The organism is Anoxybacillus amylolyticus, assembly GCF_001634285.1.
GTDB lineage: Bacteria > Bacillota > Bacilli > Bacillales > Anoxybacillaceae > Anoxybacteroides > Anoxybacteroides amylolyticum.
The window spans coordinates 2,501,912-2,525,614 of sequence record NZ_CP015438.1; the positions used below are offsets into that span (position 1 = coordinate 2,501,912).

Annotated in this window: 29 protein-coding genes and 1 riboswitch; of the genes, 8 read left to right on the plus strand and 21 right to left on the minus strand. The window is 44.3% G+C overall.

The annotated features are described in order from the left end of the window. Positions 1–128 precede the first annotated feature (128 nt). Positions 129–965: a lipoate--protein ligase family protein gene (locus GFC30_RS12800; RefSeq protein WP_066326178.1), complete on the minus strand. Its 837-nt coding sequence runs from the start codon at positions 963–965 to the stop codon at positions 129–131. Positions 966–1,110: 145 nt separating this feature from the next. Here GFC30_RS12800 and GFC30_RS12805 point away from each other — a divergent pair, with 145 nt between their 5' ends. Next, the gene (locus GFC30_RS12805) at positions 1,111–1,482 is read left to right on the plus strand and encodes a rhodanese-like domain-containing protein (protein WP_066327395.1); all 372 of its coding nucleotides are present in this window, start codon (positions 1,111–1,113) and stop codon (positions 1,480–1,482) included. 30 nt (positions 1,483–1,512) lie between these two features. On the opposite strand, the gene gcvPB is transcribed toward GFC30_RS12805, so the two are convergent. From gcvPB to gcvT, 3 genes are read right to left on the minus strand one after another with little or no spacing between them, the layout of a single operon-like run. Continuing rightward, positions 1,513–2,967 carry an aminomethyl-transferring glycine dehydrogenase subunit GcvPB gene (gcvPB, locus tag GFC30_RS12810; RefSeq protein ID WP_066326179.1) on the minus strand — a complete coding sequence of 485 codons (1,455 nt, stop codon included), beginning with the start codon at positions 2,965–2,967 and terminating at the stop codon, positions 1,513–1,515. Then, complete coding sequence (gcvPA, locus tag GFC30_RS12815) at positions 2,960–4,306, minus strand: aminomethyl-transferring glycine dehydrogenase subunit GcvPA (protein ID WP_066326180.1); 1,347 nt, start codon at positions 4,304–4,306, stop codon at positions 2,960–2,962. Before gcvPA ends, gcvPB begins: the two co-directional genes overlap by 8 nt. Positions 4,307–4,325: 19 nt before the next feature. Next, entirely contained in the window at positions 4,326–5,420 is a 1,095-nt protein-coding gene (gene gcvT / locus GFC30_RS12820) for a glycine cleavage system aminomethyltransferase GcvT (protein WP_066326181.1), read from the minus strand. Between the two features lie 139 nt (positions 5,421–5,559). Continuing rightward, positions 5,560–5,648, minus strand: a riboswitch (glycine riboswitch). Positions 5,649–5,886: 238 nt separating this feature from the next. Here gcvT and GFC30_RS12825 point away from each other — a divergent pair. Together GFC30_RS12825 and GFC30_RS12830 are read left to right on the plus strand one after the other, a co-directional pair. Further along, a complete protein-coding gene (locus GFC30_RS12825) occupies positions 5,887–7,533 on the plus strand; it encodes a DEAD/DEAH box helicase (RefSeq protein WP_066326182.1) in 1,647 nt (548 codons plus the stop codon). Next, on the plus strand, positions 7,520–8,305 hold the full coding sequence (locus tag GFC30_RS12830) for a YqhG family protein (RefSeq protein WP_066326183.1): 786 nt from the start codon (positions 7,520–7,522) through the stop codon (positions 8,303–8,305). The genes GFC30_RS12825 and GFC30_RS12830 overlap by 14 nt, the downstream gene beginning before the upstream one ends. A gap of 42 nt (positions 8,306–8,347) precedes the next feature. Here GFC30_RS12830 and GFC30_RS16655 read toward each other — a convergent pair whose 3' ends face one another. The 9 genes from GFC30_RS16655 to comGA are packed head-to-tail and all read right to left on the minus strand — an operon-like array spanning position 8,348 to position 13,052. Next, entirely contained in the window at positions 8,348–8,506 is a 159-nt protein-coding gene (locus GFC30_RS16655; protein WP_084256454.1) for a YqzE family protein, read from the minus strand. Between the two features lie 36 nt (positions 8,507–8,542). Then, positions 8,543–9,055 carry a shikimate kinase gene (locus tag GFC30_RS12835; protein ID WP_066326184.1) on the minus strand — a complete coding sequence of 171 codons (513 nt, stop codon included), beginning with the start codon at positions 9,053–9,055 and terminating at the stop codon, positions 8,543–8,545. Positions 9,056–9,112: 57 nt separating this feature from the next. Further along, positions 9,113–9,505, minus strand: a complete 393-nt coding sequence (comGG, locus tag GFC30_RS12840) for a competence type IV pilus minor pilin ComGG (protein ID WP_066326185.1) — start codon at positions 9,503–9,505, stop codon at positions 9,113–9,115. Further along, on the minus strand, positions 9,502–9,933 hold the full coding sequence (comGF, locus tag GFC30_RS12845) for a competence type IV pilus minor pilin ComGF (RefSeq protein ID WP_066326186.1): 432 nt from the start codon (positions 9,931–9,933) through the stop codon (positions 9,502–9,504). The genes comGG and comGF overlap by 4 nt, the downstream gene beginning before the upstream one ends. Next, positions 9,930–10,250, minus strand: coding sequence for a hypothetical protein (locus GFC30_RS12850; RefSeq protein WP_066326187.1), 321 nt, complete (start codon positions 10,248–10,250; stop codon positions 9,930–9,932). Before GFC30_RS12850 ends, comGF begins: the two co-directional genes overlap by 4 nt. Further along, a complete protein-coding gene (gene comGD, locus GFC30_RS12855) occupies positions 10,234–10,674 on the minus strand; it encodes a competence type IV pilus minor pilin ComGD (RefSeq protein ID WP_084256349.1) in 441 nt (146 codons plus the stop codon). The genes GFC30_RS12850 and comGD overlap by 17 nt, the downstream gene beginning before the upstream one ends. Continuing rightward, a complete protein-coding gene (comGC, locus tag GFC30_RS12860) occupies positions 10,664–10,960 on the minus strand; it encodes a competence type IV pilus major pilin ComGC (protein ID WP_084256351.1) in 297 nt (98 codons plus the stop codon). Before comGC ends, comGD begins: the two co-directional genes overlap by 11 nt. Positions 10,961–10,972: 12 nt before the next feature. Further along, positions 10,973–12,007 carry a competence type IV pilus assembly protein ComGB gene (comGB, locus tag GFC30_RS12865; protein ID WP_066326189.1) on the minus strand — a complete coding sequence of 345 codons (1,035 nt, stop codon included), beginning with the start codon at positions 12,005–12,007 and terminating at the stop codon, positions 10,973–10,975. Further along, entirely contained in the window at positions 11,997–13,052 is a 1,056-nt protein-coding gene (comGA, locus tag GFC30_RS12870) for a competence type IV pilus ATPase ComGA (RefSeq protein WP_066326190.1), read from the minus strand. The genes comGB and comGA overlap by 11 nt, the downstream gene beginning before the upstream one ends. Before the next feature lie 225 nt (positions 13,053–13,277). Between comGA and GFC30_RS12875 the strand changes: the two genes are divergently transcribed. After that, the gene (locus GFC30_RS12875) at positions 13,278–13,991 is read left to right on the plus strand and encodes a helix-turn-helix transcriptional regulator (protein WP_066326191.1); all 714 of its coding nucleotides are present in this window, start codon (positions 13,278–13,280) and stop codon (positions 13,989–13,991) included. 265 nt (positions 13,992–14,256) lie between these two features. After that, entirely contained in the window at positions 14,257–14,499 is a 243-nt protein-coding gene (locus GFC30_RS12880) for a DUF2626 domain-containing protein (protein WP_066326192.1), read from the plus strand. Between the two features lie 30 nt (positions 14,500–14,529). On the opposite strand, the gene GFC30_RS12885 is transcribed toward GFC30_RS12880, so the two are convergent. Both GFC30_RS12885 and GFC30_RS12890 read right to left on the minus strand, forming a co-directional pair. Next, a complete protein-coding gene (locus tag GFC30_RS12885) occupies positions 14,530–15,657 on the minus strand; it encodes a class I SAM-dependent methyltransferase (protein ID WP_066326193.1) in 1,128 nt (375 codons plus the stop codon). 174 nt (positions 15,658–15,831) lie between these two features. Then, positions 15,832–16,464, minus strand: a complete 633-nt coding sequence (locus tag GFC30_RS12890; protein ID WP_066326194.1) for an MBL fold metallo-hydrolase — start codon at positions 16,462–16,464, stop codon at positions 15,832–15,834. An 87-nt stretch (positions 16,465–16,551) separates the two neighbouring features. On the opposite strand from GFC30_RS12890, the gene GFC30_RS12895 reads away from it, so the two are divergent. Both GFC30_RS12895 and GFC30_RS16660 read left to right on the plus strand, forming a co-directional pair. Continuing rightward, positions 16,552–16,965, plus strand: a complete 414-nt coding sequence (locus tag GFC30_RS12895) for a hypothetical protein (RefSeq protein WP_066326195.1) — start codon at positions 16,552–16,554, stop codon at positions 16,963–16,965. 46 nt (positions 16,966–17,011) lie between these two features. After that, positions 17,012–17,188: a DUF2759 domain-containing protein gene (locus GFC30_RS16660; RefSeq protein ID WP_084256353.1), complete on the plus strand. Its 177-nt coding sequence runs from the start codon at positions 17,012–17,014 to the stop codon at positions 17,186–17,188. Between the two features lie 13 nt (positions 17,189–17,201). Here GFC30_RS16660 and GFC30_RS12900 read toward each other — a convergent pair whose 3' ends face one another. The 5 genes from GFC30_RS12900 to GFC30_RS12920 all read right to left on the minus strand — a co-directional run bounded on the left by GFC30_RS12900 (position 17,202) and on the right by GFC30_RS12920 (position 21,578). After that, positions 17,202–17,522, minus strand: coding sequence for an MTH1187 family thiamine-binding protein (locus GFC30_RS12900; protein WP_066326196.1), 321 nt, complete (start codon positions 17,520–17,522; stop codon positions 17,202–17,204). Between the two features lie 15 nt (positions 17,523–17,537). Next, positions 17,538–18,701, minus strand: coding sequence for a M14 family zinc carboxypeptidase (locus GFC30_RS12905; protein WP_066326197.1), 1,164 nt, complete (start codon positions 18,699–18,701; stop codon positions 17,538–17,540). Between the two features lie 92 nt (positions 18,702–18,793). Then, complete coding sequence (locus GFC30_RS12910) at positions 18,794–19,753, minus strand: ROK family glucokinase (RefSeq protein WP_066326198.1); 960 nt, start codon at positions 19,751–19,753, stop codon at positions 18,794–18,796. Continuing rightward, entirely contained in the window at positions 19,753–19,971 is a 219-nt protein-coding gene (locus GFC30_RS12915; RefSeq protein WP_066326199.1) for a YqgQ family protein, read from the minus strand. The genes GFC30_RS12910 and GFC30_RS12915 overlap by 1 nt, the downstream gene beginning before the upstream one ends. Before the next feature lie 128 nt (positions 19,972–20,099). Then, complete coding sequence (locus GFC30_RS12920) at positions 20,100–21,578, minus strand: spore germination protein (RefSeq protein WP_066326200.1); 1,479 nt, start codon at positions 21,576–21,578, stop codon at positions 20,100–20,102. Between the two features lie 102 nt (positions 21,579–21,680). Here GFC30_RS12920 and GFC30_RS12925 point away from each other — a divergent pair, with 102 nt between their 5' ends. Next, the gene (locus GFC30_RS12925; protein WP_066326201.1) at positions 21,681–22,553 is read left to right on the plus strand and encodes a hypothetical protein; all 873 of its coding nucleotides are present in this window, start codon (positions 21,681–21,683) and stop codon (positions 22,551–22,553) included. Between the two features lie 3 nt (positions 22,554–22,556). On the opposite strand, the gene GFC30_RS12930 is transcribed toward GFC30_RS12925, so the two are convergent. Beyond that, positions 22,557–23,699 carry a rhomboid family intramembrane serine protease gene (locus GFC30_RS12930; protein ID WP_066326202.1) on the minus strand — a complete coding sequence of 381 codons (1,143 nt, stop codon included), beginning with the start codon at positions 23,697–23,699 and terminating at the stop codon, positions 22,557–22,559. Positions 23,700–23,703: the final 4 nt, after the last annotated feature.

Genomic DNA, 23,703 nt, shown 5'->3' on the forward strand with positions numbered 1-23,703 from the left:
ATAACAAAAACAATAGAAACGAAAGAAAAAGGGAGAAAACGGTCCAAAATCGCCTCATTTTCCCGATAAACGAAACATTTTGCCAGTTGCTTTTCAGCGACAACGAAAAAACGCGGAATTTTCCGCGCTTATCGTTTAAAATTCCATTCATCGCTCGCATATTTTTTTTCCGCGAGCTCATTCACATACGCCATTTCTTCTGCCGATAGCGTATACGGTTCTAACACAATCTCGAGCCCTTTTTCAAACCCTTTGAAAAACGCTTCTTTCGCCTCCGAAAGCGTAATTTTCCGCTCGGTTAGTTCATTGATTGCGACCGCCTTATGTTTAAAGTTTTGCCGCAGCCGCTCTTTTACTCGTTCGTTCGGGTACTTAAACAAGCTAAAAAGCATCTCTTCATCTAAGTCCAATAAAATCGAACCGTGCTGTAAAATGACGCCTTTTTGCCGCGTTTGGGCGCTTCCTGCCACTTTTCTTCCTTCCACAACGAGCTCGTACCAAGACGGTGCATCAAAACAAACAGCGGAGCGCGGGTTTTTCAAATCCGCTTTTTCTTCTTCTGTTTTTGGAACAGCAAAATACGCATCAAGCCCTAGGAAACGAAACCCTTCTAAAATGCCTTGTGAAATGACACGATACGCTTCCGTCACCGTTTGCGGCATCGCTGGATGCGATTCGGACACGATGACGCTATACGTCAACTCTTGATCGTGAAGCACGCCGCGCCCACCCGTCGGTCGTCTCACAAAGCCGAGACTGTATTTTTTTACTGCTTCCATATCAATTTCTTTTTCGACTTTTTGAAAATAGCCGATCGAAAGCGTCGGTGGATTCCATCCGTAAAACCGAATCGTCGGCGGAATTTTTCCTTCGCTATGCCATTCTAACAACGCTTCATCAAGCGCCATATTAAACGCCGGAGAACAATCGCCCGAGTCAATAAATCGCCATCTTTCTTTTTCCACTTTTCCACCTTCTTTCCCCTTCTTTTGCGTCTATTAGTTTAGCAAACAAAGCGGACGAAGGAAAGCGAAAATGCTTTGCGTCTAATGGATAACATCGATATAATAGAATTTGTCGAATGTTGAAAGAAAAGGGGGCTTGTTGCTCGTGCAATGGCTATGGATTATCATTGGCGCCTTGATTACCTATTCTGCTGTCATGTATTTCATGCAGCGCAAAATGGTGAAAACGCTCACGGAAGAAGAATTCCGCGCTGGCTATCGGAAAGCACAACTTATCGATGTTCGCGAACCAGATGAATACGCTGCTGGACATATTTTGGGCGCTCGCAATATTCCGCTCACGCAATTACGTATGCGCATGAAAGAATTGCGCAAAGACCAACCGATTTATTTATATTGCCAAAGCGGACTTCGTAGTGGCCGCGCCGCACAAATGCTTTACCGCAAAGGCTACCGCGACTTGTACCACTTAAAAGGCGGTTTTAAAACATGGGCAGGGAAAGTGAAGAAAAAATAAGGTGCCAAGCAAAAACGCCTGGCACCTTGTTTATTTTTGATAACGCAAAATTGGTTTGCGAGCGGCAGTCGTTTCATCCAAACGTTTGACGACCGTTGTATGCGGCGCTTCCTGGACGATTTCCGGCGTTTCTTCCGTTTCTTTCGCAATTTGAATCATCACATCAATAAACGCATCGAGCGTTTCTTTTGACTCGGTTTCCGTCGGCTCGATCATCATGCACTCTTCGACAATCAATGGGAAGTAAATCGTCGGCGGATGGTAGCCGAAATCAAGCAAGCGCTTCGCAATATCAAGCGTACGTACCCCTAATTTCTTTTGGCGCTTTCCTGATAAGACAAACTCGTGTTTACAATGACGGTTGTATGGCAAATCGTAATATTCCGCTAAGCGACGCATCATGTAGTTGGCGTTTAATACCGCATATTCTGTCACTGCTTTTAAGCCGTCTGGTCCCATCGAACGAATATACGTATAGGCGCGAACGTTAATGCCGAAGTTGCCGTAAAACGGCTTCACGCGACCGATCGCTTTTGGTCTGTCGTAATCAAAATAGTAGCCGTTTTCACCTTTTTCAACCGTTGGCTTCGGTAAAAATGGGATGAGATCCGCCTTCACGCCAACTGGACCAGAGCCAGGACCACCGCCGCCGTGTGGACCAGTAAACGTTTTATGAAGGTTTAAATGCACGACGTCAAAGCCCATATCGCCAGGTCGTGCTTTGCTTAACACCGCATTTAAGTTTGCCCCATCGTAATACAGCTTTCCGCCTGCGGCATGCACGATTTCCGCCATTTCTAAAATGTTTTCTTCAAACAGACCGAGCGTATTTGGGTTTGTAAGCATGAGCGCTGCTGTATCTGGACCGACGACGCGGCGTAAGTCGTCTAAATCGACAAGTCCTTCTTCCGTCGACTTCACTGTCACCGTTTCAAAGCCGGCAACCGTTGCCGACGCAGGATTTGTTCCATGCGCCGTATCAGGAACGATGACTTTCGTGCGGTTGTAGTCGCCGTTTGCTTCATGATAGGCGCGAATCATCATCAGCCCTGTCCATTCCCCGTGCGCACCAGCCGCTGGCTGCAACGTCACCGCATCCATGCCCGTAATTTCTTTTAAATGCTCTTGTAAGTCATACATTAATTCAAGCGCCCCTTGCACCGTTTCTTCCGGCTGAAGCGGGTGAATGTGGGCAAACCCGGCAAAACGAGCAACGTTTTCGTTTATTTTCGGATTGTATTTCATCGTGCACGACCCAAGCGGATAAAAGCCGGAATCCACTCCGTGGTTGCGCTTCGATAGCGCTGTATAGTGGCGCATAATGTCAAGCTCCGACACTTCTGGAAGCTCCGGTGCTTCTTGCCGAATGTAATCGGTTGGGATGACTTGCGCGACATCGACTGCTGGTACGTCTAGTGCTGGTAAGCTGTACCCGATTCGTCCTGGCTTGCTTAATTCAAAAATAAGCGGTTGATCTTTATGCATGACAATCCCCCAATTCTTTCACAAGCGTGTCGATTTCTTCTTTCGTGCGCAATTCTGTCACCGCAATTAACATGCAGTTTTGCAATTCAGGATAATCGCGCCCGAGATCGTAGCCGCCGATCATTCCTTTTTCCAATAGCTTTTTATTTACTTCTGCTACTGGCTTGTTCATACGAATAACAAACTCGTTGAAAAACGGTCCTGGAAATACAACATCAAATCCATGATTGACGAACGTTTCTTTTGCATAATGCGCTTTTTGAATATTCATCGTCGCCATTTCTTTTACGCCGTTTTTGCCGAGCGCTGTCATCGCCACCGATGCGGCAAGCGCGTTTAACGCTTGGTTCGAGCAAATATTTGACGTTGCTTTGTCTCGCCGAATATGTTGTTCGCGCGCTTGAAGGGTCAATACAAAACCACGGCGACCTTCTTCGTCCGTCGTTTGTCCGACGAGGCGCCCTGGAATTTTGCGCATCAGCGCAGATTTAACCGCAAAATAGCCGCAATGTGGACCCCCAAATTGCGTTGGAATACCAAACGGTTGTGCGTCACCAACGACGATGTCCGCCCCGAACTGACCTGGCGGTGTTAATACCCCTAAGGCGAGCGGATTGCTTGCAACAACGAACATCCCTTTATGCGCATGGGCGATTGGCTCGATGTCTTTTAGCGGCTCGATTTGGCCGAAAAAGTTTGGATATTGGACGATGACACACGCAACATCCTCACTCATTTCTGCTTGCAGTGCCGAAAGATCCGTTACCCCGTTTTTGTACGGTATTTCTACTACTTCTAGCCCTGGCCCTTTCGCATACGTTTTTACAACGTCACAGTATTGGGGGTGCACCGCTTTCGATAACAACACTTTTTTCTTTTTCGTATGCGCCGCGCTTAATAACGCTGCTTCCGCTAACGCGGTTCCACCATCATACATCGAGGAATTCGCTACGTCCATGCCGGTTAGCTCGCAAATCATCGTTTGAAACTCGAAAATCGCCTGCAATTCCCCTTGCGAAATTTCCGGCTGGTATGGCGTATACGCTGTATAAAATTCAGAACGTGAGATCACATGGTCAACAATCGTCGGAATGTAATGGTCGTACACCCCTGCTCCTAAAAAGGAAGGATACGTCTTAATATCCGCATTTTTCGCCGCTAGTGCCATTAACTCTTTCATTAGCTCCGGCTCTGATTTTGCCGGTTTAATGTTGTATTCGCCTTGAAATCGAACGCTTTCTGGGATGTCGGAAAACAGTTCATCAATGGACTGTACCCCAATTGTTTGCAACATTTGTTGCTTATCTTCTTCCGTCATCGGCAAATAACGATGAAGCATAATCCTCTCTCCTCACATCTTATTTTGTCCGTTTATAAAACGGTGTTGCCACCACTTTCGCTTTTAAGCGCTTGCCGCGAATGTCCACTTCCACTTCTGTATCAAGAATAGTAAATTCTGTTTGAATAAGCGCTAAGCCGATATTTTTTTTGAGCGTCGGCGATTGGGTTCCTGTCGTGACGACGCCAACTTGCTCACCGTTTACATATACGGCATATCCGTGGCGCGGAATGCCTTTGTCCATCATTTCGATGCCGACAAGCTTCCGTGTCGTTCCTTCTTCTTTTTGTTTCTTTAATACTTCTTTTCCGAAAAAGTCAACGTCTTTATTCGTTTTGACCGCAAATCCGAGCCCTGCTTCGATTGGCGTAATGTCTTTCGCCAATTCTTGTCCATAAAGGGGCAAGCACGCTTCAAATCGGAGCGTATCGCGCGCACCGAGCCCGCACGGGAGCACCCCTTCTTCTTTTCCTGCCTCTAAAATCGCCCGCCAGAGCGTTTGAGCATCTCCTGCGCGGCAATATAGCTCAAACCCGTCTTCTCCTGTATATCCTGTCCGCGACACGAGCGTTTTAACCCCTGCGACATCGACATCATCAGAGAAAGCGAAAAATTTGATGCCAGATAAATCGGTAGTCGTCAATGGTTGCAACACTTTTTCCGCAAGTGGCCCTTGCAGCGCTAGTTGCGCGATATCGTTCGAGATATTGACAAGTTCGACATCACCAAATACATGCGCTTTAAGCCAAGCAAAATCTTTTTCGATATTTGCAGCGTTCACCACAAGAAGATAATGGCCATCCGCTTTTTTATAAATCAACAAATCATCTACCGTTCCGCCGTCTTCATCACACATGAGCGTATATTGAGCGCGACCATTTGTTAGTTTTTCCACATCGTTTGTCATCATTTTTTGTAAAAAGGAAAGGCTATCTTTTCCTTTTACTTCAAACTCGCCCATATGCGACACGTCAAACAATCCTGCCCTCGTCCGTACCGCTTCGTGTTCTTCTTTAATGCTTGAAAATTGCACTGGCAGTTCCCAGCCGCCAAAATCAATTGTTTTGGCGCCATATTGTGCGTACAATGAAAATAGCGGTGTTCTTTTTAACATATGCCCCCTCCTTGTCATAAAAAAAGACAGACGACTCCCATATATCGCCATATGGAAGTCTCTGTCCTTTCACCTGAAAGTTTCCCTATAATAGGTTTCCTCGTGGGTGGTTCACGTTCGTGAACACTCTCCAGAGCTGCGTCAAACAAGAGTTCTTTTGCCTGAGAGATTCGTGTTGCCACTTGCTCCTTCGGCGCTACATTTCGTAGTCTCTCCCCTTGTTCTCATCCGCCCATATATAATTTTCAAAAAAATGGTCAAACTATAGGAAAAGATGACGTAGTTTTTTTAACTTTCTAATTTATTATTATACTACCATTAATGTGTGCAAAAGAGCAATAAAAATTCAGTGCGACAAACAAAAAATATCCGAACTTTTTATTAGTAATTTCAGTAAACAATCGCCTATTTACATATATTAACCCCTATTGAATTAAAAACGTTCGGTATTAAAGGAGACGAAACAATGATGGTCGAGATTGCATTTGATTCCGCATGGACAACAGGACTATTGGAACGAATCGAAAAGGACGGGCCGTGGGCGAGCTGGGAAATGTATGAGCTTGCGTTAGAAGCGGCAAAACATTTAGCTGTACCTGATTTTGACGGGCTGCAAGCACCGAAACATTTGCCGCATTTAACGCCGCTTCCACATCAGCTCGAAGTCGCCAAACAAGTCGTCGAAACGATGAACGGCAAAGCGATTTTAGCCGATGAAGTCGGACTCGGGAAAACGATTGAAGCAGGATTAATCTTAAAAGAATATATGATTCGTGGGTTGGTGAAAAAAGTGCTCATTCTCGTTCCGGCTTCCCTCGTTTCTCAATGGACAGTGGAACTAAACGAAAAATTTTTCATTCCCGCCGTTGCGCAAAAAAAGAGCTACGTGTGGGAACAGTGCGATGTCGTCGTTTCTTCTATCGACACCGCAAAACGAAGTCCGCATCGTGACATCATTTATGCCCAGCAGTACGACATGGTTATTATTGATGAAGCGCATAAATTAAAAAACAATAAAACGAAAAACTATGAATTCGTGCAGCATTTAAAAAAGAAATTTTGTTTATTGCTCACGGCAACCCCGATTCAAAACCGAATCGAAGAAATTTTTCATCTCGTTTCTTTACTAAAGCCCGGCCATTTAGGAAACGCTTCTTACTTCGCCGAAACGTACGGAAAAGGACGGACGCTGCAAACCGATGAGCATTTAAAAGTGCTTGTTAATAAAGTGATGATTCGCAATCGTCGCATCGATACCGGCATCGAATGGTCGAAGCGGCATGTCGAAACGGTGATGATTGAATTTTCCAAAGAAGAGCGGGAATTATACAACGCTGTTCACGCGTTAAAAATAGACGACGGGCAATTTTCGCTTATAACGATGTTGCGAGAAGCTTGTAGTAGCCGTGAAGCGCTCTTTTTTACGTTAAAAAATATGATGAGCAAATATTCAGAACCACCTATGTATTTTGACACGTTAATCGAAAAAATAAATGCTGTCACGACCAATGCAAAAGCGGAGAAAGCTCTTGAACTTATTCGGGGCATTAACGATAAAGTCATTATTTTTACCGAATATCGGGCGACACAACTATATCTGCAATGGTTTTTGCAACAGCACGGTATTTCGTCCGTCCCGTTTCGCGGCGGATTTAAGCGCGGAAAAAAAGATTGGATGAAAGAACTGTTTAAAACCCGCGCCCAAGTGCTTATTGCAACTGAGGCAGGGGGAGAAGGGATTAACTTGCAGTTTTGCCATCACGTCATTAACTATGACCTCCCTTGGAACCCGATGCGCCTTGAACAACGCATCGGTCGCGTACACCGCTTAGGACAAACGAATGACGTATATATTTACAACTTTGCAGTGAAAGATACGGTCGAAGAGCATGTGCTAAAACTTCTCTATGAAAAAATTCGGCTATTTGAACGGGTCGTTGGCGAATTAGACGATATTTTAACAAAGATGAACATGACGGATTTCGAAGAATATTTACACGATATTCTCCAATCCCGTAGTGAGCGAGAAATGAAAATTAAAATGGAAAATTTAACGGCGATGATTGATTTTGCGGATCAATTCGTAAGGAGTGACGAATATGCGGCAAGATGAGATTCAACAGTTTCTCGAACGATATTTTCGCGCAAACGAATGCGACATTGTCGAAACTGAAGACGGATATATGACGGTGCAATTGACGGTTGCAATGGATAAAGAATTGATGAACCGCCCGTTTTATTGGCATTACATCGAGCGAACGGGCGGGACGCCAGCACCGGTAAAGCTGACGCTTATAACAAAACAAACAGAAAAAACAAAAACGCTCCACGGAGAACCACTTCATTTCGGCTCTCCGAGGCTTCATCAAATATTCCAATCAGCCCAGCGCCATGGAAGCTATATTCGCCTTTACGAAAAAATGGATGCAACATCATCCGTTCCACTTCATCCGTGGTTAGGGATTAATGTCAAAATCTCGTATCAATGCGACCGAAAAAAAGACACCATTTTGTCACTCGGATTGCATTTAATTACCGGAATGATCGTCGAACAGTTTCATGAAAAATTACAGAAACTGCATCTAACCCCAAAAATTCCGGACTATTGTTTTACCATTTCTCCCATCATTAAACCACAAAGCGGGATGGCACGACTTGAACAATACATGAAAAAAAAGATCGAGCAAGACGATCATACGTGGGCGGAAAAAGCGATGGCGCGCTGGAACGAAGACTTGGCGCTGCTTAATCATTTTTATGAGGAAATGGAAGAAAAGCCAGAATGTTATCATATGGAAAAACAAGCGTTAGAGGAACAATACAAGCCAAAAATTACGATTTCCGTCATTAATGGTGGGCTTTTTTACTTGCAGCCCCGTTCATAATCTTTGTAAACGTAAAAATAAATCTCCCAGGCAACGGGAGATTTATTTCCGGCGAAAAAACATTTGCAACGCAAACGGAATCATGCCAAACCAGTGAGAAAGGAGTGGCGGCTTTTCTTGTTTCCGCTGTTCGCGCATTCTCTTTCGTTCCTCTTTTGGCTGATCCATATAGCGAACAAACTGTTGCGTCATAAATTTCATATAATCGTTCACTAATGTTCACCGCCTTTTTTACTCCTATTCTTGCCGATTTTCCGTTTTCTTAATCCATTCCATTATTTCTTGCACAACTTCTTCTACACGCTTTCCTGTCGTGTCAATGACGATATGTGCTTCGGAATAGTACGGCAACCGTTGTTCCCATAATCGTTGCAAATCTTCTAGTTGATTAGAAAGGAGCGGGCGTGTATCATCATCGGCAATCCTGCGCATAATTTCCGCAAAGTCGCAATGCAAATAAATGACCATTCCTGTTTGTTTCATCCATTCCCGATTTTCCGGCTGAATGACCATCCCTCCACCGGTCGTGACAATACGTTTATCAGGCGGCAGCGTCCGTAAAAATTCCCGTTCATAGCGCCGAAACGCCGCCTCCCCTTCTTCGACAAAAATTTGTTTAATTGGCTTGCCGATTTTCTCTTCAATATAGCTATCCGTATCAATCATCGGTACACATAGCTGTTCAGCTAGCGCCCGACCAACGGTAGTTTTTCCTGCTCCCATAAACCCCGTTAAATACACTCGTTTCATTTGCCAACCTCCCCTTTTCTTTTTTACCAACATATCATATTGACAGCCAATAATGAACTATGAATATGTTTCTTTCCATTCGATTAGCTCTAACGAAGGGAAGGAAATGGTAAACTGAGCACTATACTGGATGCCTTCGGAGGAAATAGCGATAAGCGTTACTTTGATGTCGTTTTGCGTCCCTTGTTTCCAATCGTATTGCACCGTGCCATTCGGATAGGTGAACGTTCCTTTCCCTGATTGCTTGCCTCGAGCGCTCGCAGCAATTTGCGCTTTCACATCGACGACAGCCATTTGCATGAGCGAATCAACGTCGGACGATTGCCGCACGTAGTCCGCTAGCTGCATTTCTGTCTCGTACAGTTCTAAGGCGTGAAACACCGCTAAACAAAACAATAAAGAAAACATGACGGTCATTGGAAAAATGACACCTTTTTCGTTTCGTTTCATCGTCTCACCCGCACTGGAAAAAAAGTCGAAACAAACGCCTCGTATCGTTTTCCATTTATCGCCGTCACCGTAATTTGCACCCCTGTTGTCGCTAGGTAATATTGCACATTCGAAACGTTTTGCAACACGATTTCGTTTCCTTGACCGTTCACTCGTCGCCGAATGAGCGTACCATACATTTCAAAGCTCACTTTTTCCCCTGTTGGCTTATACGCATACAACGTCGTGGAGACGTTCTCAAGCTCTTTTGCTTCGCGAATTTCGCTTTTTATTTGCTGAAGAAACACTTGCCATTCGAGCGGCTGAAATTCGTTTTGTTTGTCGTGCAGCCAACGAACATCTAATAAAAGCGGCAAGAACGAAACGACAAGCAACACAACCGCTAACACAACAAGCATCTCAAGCAGCGTAAAGCCTCGACTGTTCATTTTTTTACATACTCACACCTTTCCACCGTTCGATTCATATCATCGTTCCAACGAGCGCACGCCTTTTTCATTCCGTTCCCTAGCTCTGTCCAAGAAATTGCATACGTCACTTCCCCAACTGTCACTATTTTATCGATCTGCACGTCACGATTGATTTCTGCATCAAGAAGCTGCACAGCTTCATTTTTTAACGCGACGTTGTGTCTTTCCACCATAATTTGCGTCAATAGCGGCAACAGCGTCATCGTTATCACCAACAATCCTGCCAACGATACGAGCGCCTCGACAAAGGTAAATCCGCTACAGTTTTTGCACATAAAACCTCCCTTTCCCGAGCAAAAATACGAGTCTGTACGTTGTTTTTCCGTTTTTTAATAACACCGTTCCCGATTTATTGACATTGCCATTGGCTAAAAACGTTAGCGGGTTTTGCAATGTCGAAAGCTCGATTTTCCACGGATTCGGAAGCGTCCGATCGAGTAAAACCGTTCCTAACATATATCGCTCCGTCATTCGGTAGCGACCTTGCGCATTATAAAAAACGACAACGACCGATTGTTTATGTGTCAATGCATATGCTTGGGCATATAACAAATCATCGGTCAACTGCTCGAGCATATGTGCTTCTTCTTTCGCTTTCTTTAGCTGATCAAGTCGTGGAATAGCGATGATCGTCAGCGTACTGACGATCATCAACACGATTAACATTTCGATGAGCGTAAAGCCATTTTTACGAGCCACTTTCGCTCACTTCACCATCGCTGCCAATTTGAACCGTATGGCCATTTGGACATTTATTTGATTTAATATATTTTCCATCAATGAGCTGTTGCACGGTCGGAATCACATCATTTTCCATTTGGTACGCCTTCACTTGGGCCTGAACAGTTTTTACGAACGCTTGGCATCCTTTATCATTAATCATGCTATTATGTTTCGTAATGTTCGGAATCATAATTAATAGCAAAACCGAAATGACCATAAGCACAATCAACATTTCGATTAATGTGAACCCTTTTTCTTTCATCATCGATTCCCCCTATAGTTGATTCATTGTGTCAAACATTGGCAATAAAATCGCTAAATACAAGCAAATGACAAGTAACCCGATCACAGTGAATAACAGCGGTTGAATAAACCGTGTCCACTTTTCAATTTGTTCTTCTAATTTTTGCAAAACAAACTGACTGTAATGAAACAATTCTTTCGCTAGCTCTCCATTCGATTGGCCATGACGAACGACGAGCAAAAGCGCTCGCTCATAATAAGGACGATCGGCAAGTAATGTTTCTAATTTTTCTCCTTTTGCCAACTGTTCTTTCATCGTACTTCCTTCAGCGCGTAAAAACGGAACGTGGTGTTGTTTTTCAAATACTTGGAGCGCTTCATATGCCGACAATCCGCCATTTAACAAGTGGCTAAACTGTAAAGAAAAAACGTGCGTGTAGTAAAGTGTGGCAACGGTACGAAGAAACGGGATTTTCAACCATAAGCGAATTTGTGTTAGCGGTGGAAGCCGTTTCGCCCATATAGCATACATGCTCCCCCCTATCACACAAAGAAAGCAGGCGGATAGAAAAAACACCGGCACAACCGAAACGACTTGTATAAGGAAATGCGAAACGGAAGAACGAGTGGCAACAAACGAAGATGAAAGATGAACAAACTGCGGAAGAAGCATTTGTTGAACAATAAGAAGCATGACCACCATAAAACAAAGGAGAAACAGCGGATAGCTTACTGCTTTGCGCAGGCGCTGCCAGTACCTCGCTTTATTTAAAAGCATGTTTCCTGCCTCGACTAACCCTTGCGCAAACTGCCCGTGTTGCTCGGCAAAAAATAAATACCCAATCGCCTCGGAATGGAAGGCAAGCGGCTGCAACGCCTCGTGAAACGATAACCCTGAACGAAAAAATGATAAACAACGTTGCAAGTCATGCTGGCGAGCAAGCGGTTGTTGAAATTGCAAAAATTCCATCGCCTGTGCCAACGAATATCCTTTCTCAAGCAGTTTTCCAAGTTGCGTTAAAAATTGTCCTTGTTCTTCTAGCGACCATATGTTGTTACGTTTCACCTATTCCCCACCCTTTCAATGAAGAAGGTGGCAAAAACCCGAGGGCAATTCCTTTCGCAATCATTTGCGGCAATGTTGGGTATTGATAAATGACTCGTTCGCCTCGGGCTTCTTTTAATGCACTTGCTAACACTTCTCCATCGAGCCATTCGTAAATGGCAACACGCCGCACGACTCGCTGTCTGCGGCAAAACGGAGAACATTTTTCACCGCATAACGGACACACTAGTTCGACAAGCCGCTGCGCGGTAACCGCTAACAACGTCTGTTCGATCTCTTGCAGCGGAATATCAAATTCTAACAGCCGATAAATCGCGCCGACGGCATTTTTCGTATGCATCGTTGTTAACACTAAATGTCCTGTTAGCGCTGCACGAACAGAAATTTTCGCCGTTTCCGCATCACGAATCTCTCCGACCATAATAATATCAGGGTCATGGCGCAAAATCGCCTTCAACCCTGTCGCATACGTAATACCTGCTTTTTCGTTCACTTGCACTTGCAAGCATTCGGTGCGCTTTTCTACCGGGTCTTCTAACGTAATCACATGGCGATTCCACTCTTGGCATATGCGCAATAGCGTATACAGCGTCGTCGTTTTCCCTGAACCAGTCGGTCCTGTGAAAATAATTAATCCGTGCGAATGATGAAGAAGGGAAACTAATTTTTTCGTCGCACTCGGGAATAAGGAAAGCTGGGAGAGAGGAAGAAATGAGTCTTGCGGAAGAAGGCGAATGACGAGGCTCTCATCGTAAAACGTTGGCAATGTGGATAGCCGCAAACTAACTACACCGCCGTCGACTTCTATTTCCATCGCTCCGTTTTGCGGGCGCCTCCGCTCGCCGATGTCCATGTCCGCCAAAAATTTAAAGTGAGCAACAAGCCGTTCGTGCACATCTTTCGGCAGTTTTTCGCGCGTCACTAATGCCCCATCTATCCGAAACTGAACAATAGCGCCATCTTTTTTCGGAACGATGTGAATATCAGACGCTTGCAAAACCGCTGCCTCCCGCACTAAACGATCCGCTACTTTTTCTACTTCCATTCAACCACTCCTTTCTGTTCTTCTCGCCTATGCAAATTCGACGACTTTTGCCAAATTCCTTCTTTTGTTTTAAAAAAACGCCAATATTTTTTCTGTTTTTAAGACAAAACAGTGACTAATTCATGAAAATTTCCCGAACATTACAATTAATTACTATAAATATGATTCCAATGAAAAAATGAGTATATTATAATAAACGTAGCATCGACCTAGGGGTGAAAAACAATGGAGCAAATTTTAAAAATTACAAACGTCTTAGCTGATCCGACACGCTACCATATTTATGAATATATTACAAAAAAGCATAAAGAAGTATCTGTCCAAGAAATTGCCGACGCATTTAATATTCATCCAAACGTTGCTCGGCTTCATTTAACAAAATTAGAAGACGTCAATATGCTCGTTTCAGAGACGCAAAAAACGGGCAAAGGTGGACGTCCAAGCCGGTTGTACCGCCTATCAGACGATGTTATCCAACTCCATTTCCCGTTCCGCGACTACCAACTTCTTTCCAAAATAGCGATTCAAGCGATGATGAAGCTTGGAGAAGCAGGAAAACAAGTACTATACGAAACAGGGAAAGCGTTCGGCCGAGAACTAGTGGAACAACGCCTTTCCCACGATCAATCACCAAAAACGCTAACGTTTTATGAAAAAGTGAATATTTTAAAAGAAGCGGCAGAAACAGCTGGATTTTATCCATCGTTTGATTATAATGAGCAAGAACAAAAAATTTATTTTCAAGTGTTTAACTGTCCGTTTAAAGAAATCGCTTTTCAACAGCCGGAAATGGTTTGTGGCATGCACCATGCGTTTTTGCGCGGCATGTTCGAAGCGTTGTTTGATCGGGTAGAGTTAGCAGAATTAGAAAGCATGACAAACGGCTGTGATGCTTGTGCGTATCGCGCCGTCGTCGATAAGTATATAAATGCACATTGAGAATGTTGAGCGACCGAACAACACCGCTCCGAGACAAATGAATAGGACTGGGAGGCGGCTCGTTGTTCGGTTCTCTTCGGTTCTCTGTTAAGCGAACCCGTGACAGAGGCAAGCCTTTGGCTTGCTTCCGACAGTCGAAAAAATAAGTGAAACTCCCCTGTTGCATGTATATAGCATTGATTTTTGAAAGCGTTGTTTACACGTTGATTACATGTACATTATAATATGTAAAGGCAATGATTTAACGAAAAAGGAGGGGAAAACAATGGATCGCATGTTCCGCGTGTTGTCATTTTGGACGGGCATTTTTGCTGTCATGTTTTATCTTGGCCACATGCATACAACATCGTTAATTTTCTTCGGCCAAACGGTATTTTTCTTATTGCTTGGATACTTAAAATTAACGGAACGGATGTACATTTACATCTTCGGTGCATACTTAACGATCTTTTTCGCTGCATTTACGTACTGGACAACGTTTATGATGGTTCCAGGCATGGGCGAATAAGAATAAAAAGCGATGGCAAGCCATCGCTTTTTATTTTAAAAATTGCGGTTCTTTCCACATCGCGTCCCAATCTACCTGCACACCTTTTTGTTGAATCATCACGTGAAACGCCGAACTAATTCCTTCATCGGTAATGAGCGAACGAATCGCACGATTGCGCCGGCTTTGTTCAGAAAATGGGTTCGGGTCGTGATGTGCCACTAAATAGTCGAGAATGCCTGCCGCAAGTAAAAAACGGTCTTGCCGAATCGTCTGTACCCATTCCCAGCCTGCTTGCTTGCCATATACCCGAAGCGCATCCCACGGAATATGAGACGTAATGTCCATTTCTCCCGGATAGGCAAGTGGGTTGGCAATGAGCTGATGGTGATAATAGCCACGCAAACTCCCCCCACGGCGTGGAAGTTGTTCCCATTCTTCGTCCGTATAACCGTAATCAACGGTAAACATTACACATCGATCAAAAAACGATGCATGATCGAATAAAAACGCTTTCATCGCCAGCGGCACTTCTAGCCGTTGCTCCTCTGTTAGTACAATATTTCGTTCACGCAAATACGCAAAAATCGCTTCGTTTTCGAGCGGCTGTTTTTCTTCTTGAAGCCGACCGTCTTTTACAGTCACAAATAGCTCATATAGCTGCCCACGTTCACTCGTAATGACGTGAACAGGCAACGCATCAAAAAATTCGTTGCTAAATACAATTCCAGAAAAGGAAGAACGTTGCTTGCGAAAATCGTCCAATCCTTTGTAGAAAATTACATGTTGAGGAAAATCTGCAAGCGTCTGCTGTTGTTTTTTTCGCTGGTAAGGGCTTGTATCGATAATAATATACGTCAGCTGTTCAAATGTTGCAGATGCTTTTTTCCATTCGGTTAACACAGCGTGGGCAAACTTCCCGTCTCCCCCACCGAGTTCACAAATGCAAGGGGGAATTTTCCCTGCCTCTACAAGCTGTATAAATAGAGAAGCGAACAATTTTCCGAACACGTCTGAAACATGGATGCTTGTATAAAAGTCGCCAGTACGTCCGATTTTGTCACCTTCTTTCATATAATAGCCGTTTTTTTCGTCATACAATGCAAGATTCATATAGTCGGCATATGAAATTCGCTGCTTTGGCGATGACATAATCGCTTCTACAATGTAGCTGCTCATCATTATTTGCCCCTTTTATATTTTTCACTATTGACATAGTAAAAATATTAGTATATTGTTAAATTAGTAGCTTAACTATATCCCCTCCCATTATTGAGGATAGAACATCCCCCAAAGCCCCTTCTCATAGGAGAAGGGACTTTTTTTATTTTTTTGCCACTAAGCGGTTTTTCTTCAAAATCCATTTAAAAATGGATTCGTATCCATTTCGGCAGCAAGCGTTGTTTCTCGCCCGTGCCCTGGCAAGACAATCGTTTCTTCTGGCAATGAAAGCAAACGGTCGTGGATGCTTTCCATCAGCTGTTCATAATCTCCGCTAGGCAAGTCTGTCCGGCCAATGCTTCCAGCAAACAATACATCTCCTGAAAAGACCGCACCAATTGCTGAACAATAGTACGATACGCTTCCTGGAGAATGCCCTGGCGTTTCAAGTAACTCAAACGTAAACGCCCCAATCGATAACGGCTTGTCTGTTTGCAAACATTGCGTAGCACAAGTTACCTTCACTTGCTTGCCAATAAAGTAGGCGGAACCGTTTAATAATGGGTCGGCTAGCCAATCGATTTCTTTCGCATGAATGTATACGGGCAGTTCCCACTTAGCCAACACGTCGTTAATGGCGCCGATATGGTCAAAATGGGCATGGGTTAATAAAATCGCTAACGGCGTATAGCCCTTTTCTTCGATGTAACGAACAAGCTTTGTCCCTTCACTTCCTGGGTCAAAAATGACACACGTTCGGTCAGCTGCATGCAAAATATATGCGTTCGTTTGCAGTGGTCCGAGCGGAATACGTTCCCAATTCATCATCATCCCTCCATTTCTTTCTATCCATCATTTTACGCCATCGATTGTTCTGTTACAATGAAAGAAAACGAAAAGAAGGGATATTCGATGAAAAAAAGATATGCGCTCGCTTCGGTTATTTCCGTCGAACCCCATATAGTCACTGACCGCGACGGAGACTGGGTAATCGTTTCTGAACTCCCGGATAACGTTCACGACTATGAAACACTAATTGAGATCGATACTCCAACCGTTACGCCGCTTTTTTCTGATTACGGATTTACCTCTTTGAGCAAACGTGTTTACATTTATGAATCCGTTGTCACCGCGTTTACAATCGTCGCTGGCGAAAGTATCGAAATCGACATGTTTTTGCTTCAGCTAGAAGAATATATCGTTGCGAACGAACAAACGATATACTATATCGCCAAACATCAACAACCGCTGCTTGAAAAAATCGCGGCTACCTATGGCGTGGCGATTCATATTTTCGACCTCGACAAATGTGGAAAAAACGATTAAAATGTAAAGAGATTACTGTTACATATGGTAAAAGGGGGGTAGTGGCATGGGTTTAGTCATTATTTTTGCGTTAGTATCATTGTTAGCGCTTTACGGCATCGTCCGCTCGCTTCGTGAAAAAAATATACTCGCTTTATTGTTCGGCTTAGGAACAGCAGCTGTATTCGGCTGGTTCACAATAATGACCGTCCTTCACCACGGATTTCCAACTGGAACGCACTAAAAACAAGAGGCTGTTATGCCTCTTGTTTTCGTTTTGCTTCGACGCTTTTCACTTTATCCGCCATGCGTCGCTTTTTGTCGCGACGGTCATCGATGCGAATATTTGTGGCGACTCTCTGTACCCCTTTCCCAAATGGCACTTCGTGAATCGCTTGAATAACTTCAAACAGCACCGGAAGTTCTCCTTCAATAATCGTATTCATCGGTGTCAACATAAACTCAATTTTCCCATCTCGTTTATATGTGTCCAACACGCTATGAATTTCCGCGATATAGTCACTGACGCTTGGGCTTTCTGTCCCGATTGGGATAACAGTAACATCGACAATAGCCATCGAAATTCTCCTTTCTCAACAAACTGCTAATAAAGCAAGCAACATGTTGCGACTTGCTTCGTAAATCTCGTCAAACTGTGCAAGCGGTAGCGGGTTCACCCCTTCCCCTAGCTCAATCGTATAGCCAGGGCGTTGCCATTTCTGAACAAACCAATCGCGGTAGCCGGCATGGCTATCGATATAGCGAACCGCTTGATACCCGCTTACCTTCGCCAATTCGTCTACAATTTGTTCTGCTTCTTTCGGTTCAAATCCTTCATATCCCCAATAAATTTCTTTTCCTTGTGTATGAAACGCCACGACAATAGCAAAATCGCTATCTTCTGTTAGCCGCGCCATCGCCTTCGTTTCTGGCTCTGTCAATGGGGCAACCCCAGGGAAATCACGTGGGGCAGGCCCCTTCGGAATTTTCCGCATTTGCTCGATCTCCCATTTCGCAGGAAACTGGTTATTTAAATCCACGCCTCGAATATTTGCTTTCCATTGGGAAAAATCCAAATTCCCGCCATTTATCTCAAGTACCTCGCTTCGATGCGGCTCCGTTTCTGACGGTCCATTTAACACTAAATTCACGCCGTCTGGGTTGACCATTGGAACAATCGATAGCGTCACTTTTTTATAGTAGTCAAGTAACGAACGGTCAAGAGCGTCGTTCGTCAAGCGTAGCGCATACTCATTCACAAAAGCCATCACCGCCGCGGTCGTAATCCATTCGTTCGCATGAAATGAGGCGTTTACATGAATTTTTTTCGGTCCTCGCCCGACGGAAAGTTCAATGAGCGGCTGACCAAGCACGCTCGTTCCAATCGTTCGTTGGCGAATGAATGGATAATATGTGCATAAGTCATCAATATCTTGCTTCATGACCGCAAAATCATAAGGCTGCTTACCATTCACAATAAACGTTTCTAAGCGGCGCGGCAATCGAAGCAACAACCGGTCTTCATTCATTCGCTCAAGCGCTTCAACCGGCAGCGAAAGCGAATGTGCCATTTGTTCGAGCGAACCTGAGATCTGGCTATGATACGTCACGACATCATACCCAGGAATAAAAACAATTGCTCCTTCATGCAATTCGTGCGAAAGATGCGGATTTGCATCGATTATTAATTCTTGCGGCACAGAAAACAAGCGGCTGTATAACTCCCATGTATCTCCTTTACGCGCATAAATCATCATATCGCCCCCTTTTTTCAACATATGAACAAATGAAAAAAAAATGTGCACAAAGGGGCTAGTGGGTAGCGAAAAAAGGACGGCAAACAGCCCCTTTATTCGCTAAACGACTGTTTTGCTAGCCAAGCGCCACCGATGACACCGGCATCGTTGCCAAGCGTAGCGATAACAATGGACGCACTCTTGAACACGCGCGGGAAAGCAAACTGTTGAAAATATCGCGTTACTTGTTCTGCAAGCCATTCGCCTGCTTTCGACACACCGCCGCCAATGACGATTTTCTCTGGATTGACTACATTTGCAGCGTTCGCTAATGCTAACCCTAGATGAAAGAAGACGTGTTCCGTTACTTCAAGCGCTAAACGATCGTTTTCTTTTGCTGCATCAAGCACGTCTTTTGCTGTAATCGTTCCCAGATTTCGTAACGAACTGTCCATATTACTAGTAATAAGCTTTTCTTTCGCCAACCGGACAATGCCTGTTGCCGAAGCGATCGTTTCTAGGCAGCCGGTTTTTCCGCAATTACACGGCGCCCCGCCAGTGGGAACAGAAGTAATATGTCCGATTTCTCCGGCTGCCCCATTCGCCCCTCGAACGATTTGCCCATTAGCGATTACCCCTCCGCCGACACCTGTCCCGAGCGTCACGCAAATTAAGTTTTTTGCACCGCTTCCGGCTCCTTTCCACATCTCACCAATCGCAGCAATATTCGCATCGTTGTCTACTGCCGCTGGGAGCGACGTTTCTACTTCCAATATATTTTTTAGAGGATAGTTTTTCCACCCTAAATTGACTGCTTCATAAATCACTCCGGTATCCCCATCGACTGGTCCAGGCGCTCCCATGCCGATGCCGATAAGCTTCTCTTTTGGTTGTCCGTGTTCTTCTAACTTTTGATCGATCGATTTCGCGATATCGGTTACAATATATTTTCCTTGTTCGTTAAGATTCGTCGGAATTTCCCATTTATCAATTAATTCCCCGTATACGCTGACAAATGCCATTTTAATCGTCGTCCCACCTAAATCGACACCTACTAACCATTTTTCCGTCATTATCTCTCATCCTTTTTCATTCGTTTTTCGCGTTCTAATTGCGCTTCATGTCTTACAATCAAAAGCGCCATTTGATAGTCTTTCCCATCGATTAATTGCGATTGGTATAGCTCTTTTAGCTCTTCTTCCATCAGTTCTAAGTCGGCTAACCGATCTCCTACATAAATAATCGTGCCATATTTTTTCAACAGCTGTTGCACGTCGTATACGCTTTCCATCTTTTCACCTACCGCCTTTTTTCTCCACTATAAATGTATAAAGAAACAACAAGCACCGTCAAGGAAAGAAAGACAACCGACGTGAAAATGTCATAAAAAAACGCTTACCTCGCTAACGAGATAAACGTTTATCGGTCGGGGTCGCGCGGATGCAACACGGTTGGTCGCCGATTTTTGAGCGGAATAGGAGAACGAATAAACACATCGCGCATCGCTCGGTACGAAAACGGAATAAACGGCCATAAATACGGGACGTTGAACGATTTCATGCTCGCAAGCATAATGACCCATAGCGTAATTCCGAGAACGTAACCATATAGACCAAATAAAGTAGAAGCAATTAACAGTCCAAGTCGAACGAGGCGATTCGCTAGACCTAATTCGTAACTTGGCGTTGCAAACGTTCCAATCGTAGCTATCGAAAAATAAAGGATGACTTCGTTAGAAAAAATGCCGACTTCCACCGCAATGCCGCCGATCATTAATGCAGCAACAAGCCCAAGCGCTGTCGCTAACGACGAAGGGGTATGAATCGCTGCCATTCGCAACATATCAATCCCTACTTCAATCATCAGAAGCTGCGCAAAAAGCGGGAGCGCCCCTTCGCTTGCTTTTCCAATAAACGAAAGTGCCGCTGGCAGCTGTACTTGCTCGGTCATAAACAAATACCAGAGCGGCAATAAAAAAATCGACGCCCATACAGCTAAAAAGCGAACAAAGCGCAAATATGCCCCGACGATTGGTTTATTTCGATACTCTTCGGCGTGCTGCAAATGGTGCCAAAACGTGGCTGGGAAAATTAATACGCTCGGTGAACCATCAACAATAACAAGAATATGACCTTCATATAAATGAGCTGCAGCTGTATCAGGGCGTTCGGTATAGCGAACGACAGGATATGGATTCCAATGTCTCCCCGATATAAATTCTTCTAGCGTTTTTTCCCCCATCGGCAACCCGTCGGTGTCAATTTTCGCAATCGCCCCTTTAATGCTCTTCACAATCATCGGATCAGCAATGTCTTCAATATAGCATACGCAAATATCTGTTTTCGACCGCCGCCCAACTTGCATATATTCCATCCGTAACGTTCGGTCACGCACTCTTCGTCTCGTCAGCGCTGTATTAAAGATGATCGTTTCTACAAACCCATCTCTCGCCCCGCGAACGACCCGCTCCATATCCGGCTCTTGTGGCCCACGTACAGGATAGGTGCGCGCATCAATTAAAATCGCATAGCTCACTCCATCGACAAGTAAAGCTGTAGGTCCCGCCAACACTCCATCCACCACGCGATTCAAATCGTCTGTTTTTTCTAGCTCCACATACGGAATATATGTTTTTAACAATTTTTCTAGCGGATTGTCACACAACTTTTCTTCACTTAATATCGCCAAAAATTGCATAATATAATGCAGAATATCGTCTTTTACAAATCCATCAATCATAAAAAAAGCCATTTCCCGACCTGCATATTCCACATCTAAATGAAGGACGTCAAAACTTTTGCCGACCCCAAGCCTTTCTCGTAAATACGCCACATTTTCCGCTAGCATGGTTGAAACAGCCCGCTTTTCTTGCCTCATTTTTCCACCTACCCGTCCCATCATTTACCTTCCATCATAGACAAGTGACAAGAAGTTCATACATATTTTTCAATAAAGCGGCATACATTGGTGAAAAACTTGTCCGCACAGATGGAGGAAATTATGAAACGAACATTCCAGTGGCTCACGTTGTTCATTGCGTTTTTACTTACTTTATATACACTCCCTTTCTCTCTAGAAAAGCCGACAAAAGAAACGATTATTTTTTTCCCGCTTGACCGAACAGCAGCGTTTAGCAAAGCAACAACGACACTGCAAGCACAGTCAGAAAACCCACACCGTTCCTACTCACTTCTTTGGAAAGTTTCTTCTTCGTTAAACGAAACCGCCTATTTGCGCCAAGACATTTCGCTTTTGTTTGCGGACGGTCGTTTAGTCGGAACGCTATCCAAATGGGAGGAAAACAGCCAGACGTTACTTCAAGAAGAAGACACTAAGCAAAAGGACAGTCATTTTTTCCAATCGATTTCGTTTCACTACGGTGAGTTGCATCGAGGACAAACGATTACCAGCGCACAAAAAATGAGCGGGGATTATTTATATGTCGTCGCTTCTTCGTACGAGCCGTTTACTTCCTTTCGGCGCGGAAAAACAGCGTCTGAAAAAGAATGGCAGCGCGTACTTACAAAAACAACAACTGATTTTCTTCAGTACAATGCACAGACAATGTTGGACAATTTAGCAATTCCACTCGAAAACTACTACCATTTTTATTTGCCGGAGTTGCTCGTCTATAACGAACAGCCATTTCCAGGGATTTCACAAGCAAAAACACAAAAAATTATCGGAAATATTTGGGAAGGATTGTATAAAAACTATTTTCTTGGGGTGAAGCAAAAAGACGGAATGGTCGTTTCCCCGATTGGTAGTACCATTCCGCTTCTTCTCATCAGCAAAGACTATTCCCATTTACTCGTCCTGACAAAAATGAAAAATGGGGAAACGGTGCAGCTTATGCAGCAAATTTCCCCATAACCTTTACTGAAATCCGATGGATAAACCAACAGCAATGAGTAACACCGTGAACACAAACGCCGCAAGCTGCCGCTTCCATAAGCGGTGGCGTGGCAAGTGCACGATGCCAGCCGCCAAAAACCCACCGATGAGTCCGCCAATATGTCCAGCGTTATCGATACCTGGAAGCAATAGTCCAAGCCCTAAATTCAGCACGATAAGCCCGATAATGTTCGTTCCCATCGTTTGAAAAAAGAGATGGCGATAAACCGTCCCGAAGTAAAGCAATGCACCAAAAAGCCCAAAAATTGCTCCTGACGCTCCTGCGGAAAGCGAGGTTGTAAACAAAAAGCTACCGAGCGTCCCGAAAAAACCAGCAACAAGGTAAATGAAACAAAAACGAAAAGAGCCATACAATCGCTCAGTCGTCATACCTAAATAATAAAGCGCCATTGTATTCATCAATAGATGAAAAAAGCCGATATGCAAAAAAATAGGCGTAATAAAGCGCCACCACTCTTGTTGCATCAACGGGTTAAACTTCGCCCCATAACGAATTAGCACGTCCGGATTCGTGCTTCCGCCGTGTGCTTCCAATAAAAGAAACATCACCATTTGCAAAACGATAAATACGTATGTAAAGAGCGGACGGCCGTAATCAAGCACTCGTTCTTCTGTTTCCCGCCGCTCTTTTTCTAAACGAAACACGAGCCTTTGAACATGTTGCGCCGCTAGAAATGGATCGACTTCACCTGCGACAGATTCTAATACAACCGGTTCACGAAGAACATCACTTATTTGTTGTAGTGCATGTACCGCATTTCCCGAATGAAGCAAAACGGTATGCAACTGTGGGAAATCATCTGTTGCATTAGCAACGATCCATTCCCAATCATCGACTGGTGGGTACGTCGATACGTATATGTTCAATACGCCGCTCGACCGTCGAAACGGTCGTTTTTGCAGCTGTATCGCCACCTGTTTTGTATATTCAAGATCGCGCGCTAACCAACTGCTCCAATCGACATCGTAGCAAACGAGGCGAACGAGCGGGGCATGTTGTCCAAACGACGCTAACCAAATTTCCTTAGGGTCATTGGCTAATTTGATGATACGGTATTGTTTTTTTACAAAAAAATAAACAAGCTGCCAATAAAGAAGCTCCACGTTC